Raw genomic sequence first — 6946 nt, forward strand, 5'->3', positions numbered from 1 at the left:
GTTTCGTATCTGTGAGAATTCCTGAGAGTCGAACCCAGCTGATTCACGGGGCCAACTCCATGTCCTACTTTTACACTGCTCACAATGGCTTTTTCTACAAAGGATTTGGCAAGCGTTGCAGCTTCAACGATAGAATGACCCCCGGCCAGAAATGCAGTTATGGAAGCAGCATATGTGCACCCGGAGCCATGCGTACCACCTTCGAGAAACTTGCCCCTAATGATAGTGAATGTATCGGAAACAGATTCATATACCACATCAGATGCATCCAGATGACCACCAGTGACAATTACCGTCTCGACTCCTGACTCCGCGATCTTCCTAGCTGCTGTTTTGGCATCATTCACATTTTTAATATCGATACCTGATAGAGTACGTGCTTCGTAGATATTGGGCGTTACCACCTTACTGACCGGAAGCAGTTCCTCTTTAAGTACTCTTACGGCATCTTTACGTAAAAGATCCCCACCTGCTTCAGCTGCCATAACCGGATCTACCACAAGAGATAATCCATGGTACTTTGCCTCTTTTGACACAACAGAAACTATTTCGGCAGAGGAAAGCATACCAGTCTTTGCCCATTTGACATCCATATCAGAACATACGGCATTTATCTGCGCACTAATCACATGAGGAGGAAGATCGTAGATGCTAAGCACACCCCTTGTATTTTGCGCAGTGACAGAAGTTATCGCACAGGTGCCATGTACTCCCAAAGCCGCAAATGTCTTGATATCGGCCTCAATACCTGCACCGCCGCCTGAGTCTGAACCTGCTATGGTCATTACCACGGGAATACCGTACATTGTGTTCACCATTCTGTGTTTCAAAAGGACTTGAAAGATCTGAATAGGACAAGAGATATGTACAATGTTCTAAATACGTTATGGTCAACAACCACTTATCTCTGCCACCATATTAAACAATATAATACTATGTTCGATAGTTTTATATCTGACTATACACAATGGAGACCAGTATAATGCTATCATTCCGTTGATACATATCATTCAGGACTACTTTGATTTATTTAGATGAGGCGGCTTTAAATGGGAAACAGACCTCTTGATATACTGAACAATGCTTTGAACACACCTGTTATTGTGAGATTGAAAGGAGCCCGCGAGTTCAGAGGAAATCTGCAGGGTTACGATGTACACATGAACCTTGTTCTCGAGGAGGCTGAAGAGCTGAGGGAAGGGGAGACCAGAAAACTTGGTACGGTGATCATAAGGGGTGACAACGTAGTATATGTATCCCCGTAACATATTTATCCTATGATACTGTCTGAGGTTCGCTCTATTATACATTGTTAACTCACAGATAGTATTTATCACGATAATTTAAATTGAGAGACGAAAAAGTTTACAAGGTGATGATAAATGTCAAAAGGTACTCCCTCAATGGGAAAAAGGCAAAAGCGCACACATGTCACATGCAGGCGCTGCGGTAGCGTATCACTTAACATCCATACTAAACAGTGTACTGCATGCGGTTTTGGTAGGACACCGCGCATGAGAAGTTATAAATGGGAACGTAAGTGCAAGTTCTAAGGATCATACTATTTTCTCTTTTGGGGTATAGATGAAAGAGGAATGTGGTGTTGTGGGTGTTGTGATGCAGGATGGCGCATCAACGGACAACCCCACCGCTCTCCAAATATACTATGCCCTTTATGCCCTGCAGCACAGAGGGCAGGAATCCACAGGCATTAGTGTACATGATAGTTTACATATAAAATCCATTAAAGGTATGGGCTTGGTACCTGAAGTATATGTGAAGAAAGACCTGGTGGAACTGAAAGGTAACGTAGGCGTGGGTCACGTAAGGTATTCTACGACCGGGGATTCGAAAATAGAGAACTGTCAACCACTGATAGTAAATTATAAGAGCGGCACTATAGCCATCGCTCATAACGGAAATCTTGCAAACTACAGCGTCTTAAGAGATGAATTGGAATTAGAAGGTCGTATATTCATTACCAGTTCAGATACGGAAGTGATCGCACACCTTCTCGTAAAAGAACTGTTGAGGCATAATCCAATAGAATCGATCTCCAATGTCATCAAAAGACTAAAGGGCTCCTATTCCCTAGCTATCCTTATTGACGACCAGTTATATGCACTGCGAGACCCGCTCGGATTTAAACCACTGTGTATAGGGAAGCTTGATGGCGGATTCATAGTTGCTTCGGAAAGTGTAGCCATCGACACGCTCAATGGAACACTTATCAGAGAAGTGGAACCCGGAGAATTACTTGTATTCAAGAACCACACATTTGAAAGCCATCGCCTGGTTCAGGAAAAATACCACGCACATTGCGTGTTCGAATATGTGTATTTCGCACGCCCGGACTCTATTATCAATGGAAAACTGGTTTATAATGTTCGCGAGAAAATAGGCAGGGAACTTGCACGCGAACACCCCGTGAAAGCTGATATCGTATCACCGGTGCCGGATTCAGGAATAACTTCTGCTATCGGATATTCATACGAGGCCAATATAAAGTACAGTGAAGGACTTATGAAGAACCGGTACATTGGCAGGACATTCATTCTTCCGGGCCAGGCAATGCGCGAAACCGCTGTTCGACTCAAAATGAATACCATTTCCGAGAACATCAAAGACCAAAGGATAGTCCTTATCGATGACAGCATAGTACGCGGAACTACCTCAAGACGTATTATCGATATGATCAGGCGTGCCGGTGCAAAAGAGATACATGCACGCATTGGCAGCCCGCCTATAGTGGCTCCATGCTATTTTGGAATAGACATGGGCACAAGAAATGAATTGATAGCAGCCCATAAAACAGTAGCAGGAGTAGAGGCTGTCATTAATGCTGACTCACTTGGATACCTGAGCATAGAAGGATTGGTCCGTGCAATAGGCATCGAAAAGGAACATCTTTGTCTCGCATGCCTGACAAGCGAATATCCATTGGATATAGCGGGAGAATACTGCCCGCGCAGGCAACTGAAACTCAATGAGTTCTCCTAAAATCTTTTCTCAAAATGCACCATTAGTTGTAGTTGCAAATTATCAACTATTGGAAAGACTGTGCTATTTTAAAGTCAGTGTACTAGTACTGAATTCAAAAGATGATGAATTTTTGAAAATTGACTGTCTAAATCATCTGGTAATCGATAGGGAAGCATGTATAAACAATATCCCTAAAAATCTTACAGCATATTATAATATACAACTTTCTGAGGAAAACAAAGATTCCTAAAGGACGTAATTCTTAAATAAAGTCAATATTCATTAATTATATGGTATAATCAAATAAAATAGTATCATACCAAAAATAAACGGGGAGTGGTAGCTATGGAAGACAAAGATGATACTCTTGAAGGTCTCGGAGGCATCAAAGACGAAGGCGGAACACTCACGTCACCTAAAAAGAAATCAAAAAAATAAACTTTTAGGCATATCGTTCAAGCATAATTGTTCTTAAAATTTTTTGGGAGGAGTAAATCGAATTATTCCTCCATAACTTTGACAGAGGTGTCAAGATCATATTTGTTATTTAAATAAGATTTCCACAGAGCCGAAAAGACTATAAGCTTTAGCTTTAAGCCACAGGCATTTTAAAATGGGGCCGGGATCGAGAATCGAACTCGAATCGTAGCCTCCACAGGGCCACAGGATAACCGCTACCCCACCCCGGCTAGAAGTAGGTGTCACGTGTTGTTAACACGAGCACCCTATACATGTATCTCTCTTACATAAACTTTTCCTTCCTGAAGTCCTAACAAAGGCCAATAATATGCGCCTTTAGACCCAGGTTTCGTAAATATGTTTCAAGGTCTCAAGATGTCCAGAGCAATGCTGGCAACCTTTTTACCAGACAGCATCATACCTCCAAAAACAGGCCCCATCCTTGGAGAGCCTGAAACTGCAGTAGCGGCCATACCTGCCACTAAAAGGCCCGGATAAACTTCACCGGTAGCATCCACGACCATGCGCTCACCGACGTCAGCCCACATCGGTTTCTCTCCCACCAGAGGCTTTCCCTTGAATTTAGATCCAGGAACTTTACGCTGTACAGTGCTACACACAATACAATCATGACCGGTACCGTCAACCACAAGCTTCGCACGGATAGCAAGAGGATCCACATGCAGTCTCCCCATTGACACGGGAGCCCAATTTATAACCAGACCACACACCCTATCATCCTCACGAATCATGACATCTTCCACATCAACGAGATTGAAGATCTGAGCACCTGCATCAATAGCTCCTGAGATCAATTTTCCTACAGCTTCAATGGAATTTGCAACATAGTAACCATCCTGATACTTTTTATGACAGATACCAAAATCTTCCAGGATACATCTGGCCTCTTCCTGCACCACAATCCTGGGAAACATCATTCCACCACCCCACATACCTCCCCCGATAGATAATTTCTTCTCAAAGAGCACTGTTTTTATTCCGCTCTCAGCAAGGTATCTGGCAGCCACGAGGTTTGCGGGACCCCCTCCAACTAATGCCACATCCACATCAGTATATTCTAAGAAGACCTTAAAGTATTCTTCAACAATCGCCCTTGTAATAATTACTTCATCAAGTTGCATACTATCCCTCCTAACACGAGGTTAGACCCTGATAGAAGGTATTTGCCTTAAAGCTGTCGCTGAGTTATTTCAGGCTTTTTTTAATGAAATCCAGAATCTGCTGCCCTTGCCATCCGGATTATTCTCCACACCCACATCACCACTATGGAGTTCAGCTATTCTTTTCACGATTGCAAGACCAAGTCCCGTACCCTTGACACCTTTCTTTGTGACCCTCTTGAACCTGTCAAAAACATAAGGCTTATCAGCATCAGAAATACCTTCACCCTGGTCGGTAACAGCTACCTTCCACATACCGCCGTCATCAAATATATCAATAAATATCGATGTGTTCTCATAACTGTATTTTACGGCGTTGGTAAAGAAGTTAGCGAATACCTCCTCTACTATAGTATTAACAGCTGACCTATAGGTTCCGGAGAAACGTATGACAGTGTTCATTTTCCTGGATTCCGTCATAGGCCGCAAGCTTTCTGTCACGTTGCGTAATAAAATCCCAAGGTCCATAATGGAGAATTCGAGCTCATCCTGGGATTCGAGTTTAGCGAATTTGGCTGCGGTATCGATCATATCAATGAGCTTATCATCATTTTTCTGGATCCTCTCAAGCATAGATCTTTTCTGCTCGTTGTTCTCTATCTCAAGCAGCAGTTCCGTGAATCCTTTTATATTTCCTGCCGGGTTTAGCAGATCATGGCGCAAGATATCCGTGAACAGCTCTTTCATTTCATTTGATCGCTGTAGTTTATCTGCATATTGTTTAAGGTGATCTTCCGACAGTTTGCGTTGGGTTATATCCATAGCAGTTCCAGTCAGTCTGGAGGCTTTCCCTTCATCATCGAACTCTGTAGCCTTGCCTCTCACAAGAAGCCATTTTGACTCGTTGTTCCTGGTAGTGACTCTAAATTCTTCCTCAAAAGAAGGTGATGATTGCCTTATGCCTCTCAAAACAGAAATTACTCTTTCTTTTTCCTGTTCATGGATCATTTCAACAATTGTTTTGAAATTCGGAGGAAGGCTGGCAGCCTGATATCCCAGCATTTCAGCCCAGCGTGAATTAAAAACAAGTTCGTCAGTAACTACATCCCAATCCCACATGCCCAGGTCAGCACCATTAAGAGCAAGTTCTACCCTGTCCCGGGTCTTTTGCAATATCAGATCTCTTTCTTTACGCTCAGTAATGTTCCTGGCAACTGCGAGAACATATTGACTGTCATCGTGTTCTATAAAAGTAACGTTTATTTCCACAGGTATCCTTTTTCCGGTTTTTGTCCTGAAGCTTGAATCCACATCGAGATAATGACTGCCACATGTTTCAAAGAAAGCCCCGTTCCAGAAATTCCCCACTGTATCCATCAAAAGATCAGGCTCCATTGCCATGAACTCTGTTCTCGAATATTCAATCTGGGTACAGAGTGTCTCATTGACATCCAATACCTTTGAACTGTTGCGATCAACAACAATAATATAATCATTTGATCTGTTGACGAGATTCTTGAACAAAGAAAGGTCATCTATGAATTGTTTCTGCACAACTGCTAATCTCAGTATCTCTGAAAGGAAAATTAAATCATAAGGCTCTTCCTCCAAGGAGCCGGTCATTTGAGAATCTTCAACAGTTATGAACCCAAAAACGTCTCCGTCATCGATCATGGGTATGGCAATGAGCGAGTTATTTACCTGTGTCTGCAGCAATTTCAGATCTGAAATCGCTTCTTTGGCTGTTAATATATCCTTCATATAAACGGACTTTTTGCTGTTAATGCTGCTAAATATCCAGGGGAAAGATTTCATCAGGGAATTATGTAACACATCCTTTCTAACATCAGCTCCGTTTTTCACCCAGAAGTACTTTCTTTTAGCTATTTTCACTGTGCCCTGTAATTCATAGACCGAACATCTTGTACAGCCGGTCAATTCACCGATTTGGCTTAATATATTAATAATACCGGCTTCTCTTCCTGAAAGAGGTGACAGAAGAGATGTAATCTCCGGAAGCTCATATCTGAAACTATGATTTGAGCTATGATTTGAGGTATCCTTTGCCTGAGATAAAGAAATACCACTAATTACAGGAACCGAAGTCTTGGAAAAAGTGAGAGAATAGTTGACTGAGAGATAGATTACAAAAATACAAACGCAGAATATCAGGATCAATTGTATCATAAGTGCCGTATTACTGCTTATTCCGATGTAAGGCAGCAATGTGGAAAATATAAAGATCACAAACATGATAAAAAATGCTCTTGCCCATTGAATCATCCGTTTTCAGAACTCCCGGTATCATCCGCTGATCGAATAAAACATGTAATAGATAATATATTAATTATGATTATATTCTTTTTGCTACTTTTACCAAGACT

6 protein-coding genes and 1 tRNA gene are annotated in these 6946 nt (G+C 42.1%); 3 read left to right on the forward strand and 4 right to left on the reverse strand.

Going from position 1 to position 6946, the window contains the following annotated elements:
- A partial coding sequence (gene thiD / locus AB7U21_RS09150) for a bifunctional hydroxymethylpyrimidine kinase/phosphomethylpyrimidine kinase (RefSeq protein WP_428388492.1) occupies positions 1–806 on the reverse strand: 806 nt, incomplete at its 3' end.
- A gap of 243 nt (positions 807–1049) precedes the next feature.
- On the opposite strand from thiD, the gene AB7U21_RS09155 reads away from it, so the two are divergent.
- From AB7U21_RS09155 to purF, 3 genes are all read left to right on the forward strand, one after another.
- Positions 1050–1265 carry an LSM domain-containing protein gene (locus AB7U21_RS09155; protein ID WP_015324131.1) on the forward strand — a complete coding sequence of 72 codons (216 nt, stop codon included), beginning with the start codon at positions 1050–1052 and terminating at the stop codon, positions 1263–1265.
- Positions 1266–1382: 117 nt separating this feature from the next.
- The gene (locus AB7U21_RS09160; RefSeq protein ID WP_321418991.1) at positions 1383–1553 is read left to right on the forward strand and encodes a 50S ribosomal protein L37e; all 171 of its coding nucleotides are present in this window, start codon (positions 1383–1385) and stop codon (positions 1551–1553) included.
- A gap of 31 nt (positions 1554–1584) precedes the next feature.
- The gene (gene purF, locus AB7U21_RS09165; protein ID WP_428388486.1) at positions 1585–3000 is read left to right on the forward strand and encodes an amidophosphoribosyltransferase; all 1416 of its coding nucleotides are present in this window, start codon (positions 1585–1587) and stop codon (positions 2998–3000) included.
- Positions 3001–3596: 596 nt separating this feature from the next.
- On the opposite strand, the gene AB7U21_RS09170 is transcribed toward purF, so the two are convergent.
- The 3 genes from AB7U21_RS09170 to AB7U21_RS09180 all read right to left on the reverse strand — a co-directional run bounded on the left by AB7U21_RS09170 (position 3597) and on the right by AB7U21_RS09180 (position 6815).
- Positions 3597–3671, reverse strand: a tRNA-His gene (locus tag AB7U21_RS09170).
- Between the two features lie 132 nt (positions 3672–3803).
- Positions 3804–4583: a sulfide-dependent adenosine diphosphate thiazole synthase gene (locus AB7U21_RS09175; protein WP_428388488.1), complete on the reverse strand. Its 780-nt coding sequence runs from the start codon at positions 4581–4583 to the stop codon at positions 3804–3806.
- Between the two features lie 69 nt (positions 4584–4652).
- Complete coding sequence (locus AB7U21_RS09180) at positions 4653–6815, reverse strand: PAS domain-containing sensor histidine kinase (RefSeq protein WP_428388490.1); 2163 nt, start codon at positions 6813–6815, stop codon at positions 4653–4655.
- Positions 6816–6946 lie beyond the last annotated feature (131 nt).

Origin of the sequence: Methanomethylovorans sp., from assembly GCF_050177135.1 — an archaeon.
Classification (GTDB): Archaea; Halobacteriota; Methanosarcinia; order Methanosarcinales; family Methanosarcinaceae; genus Methanomethylovorans.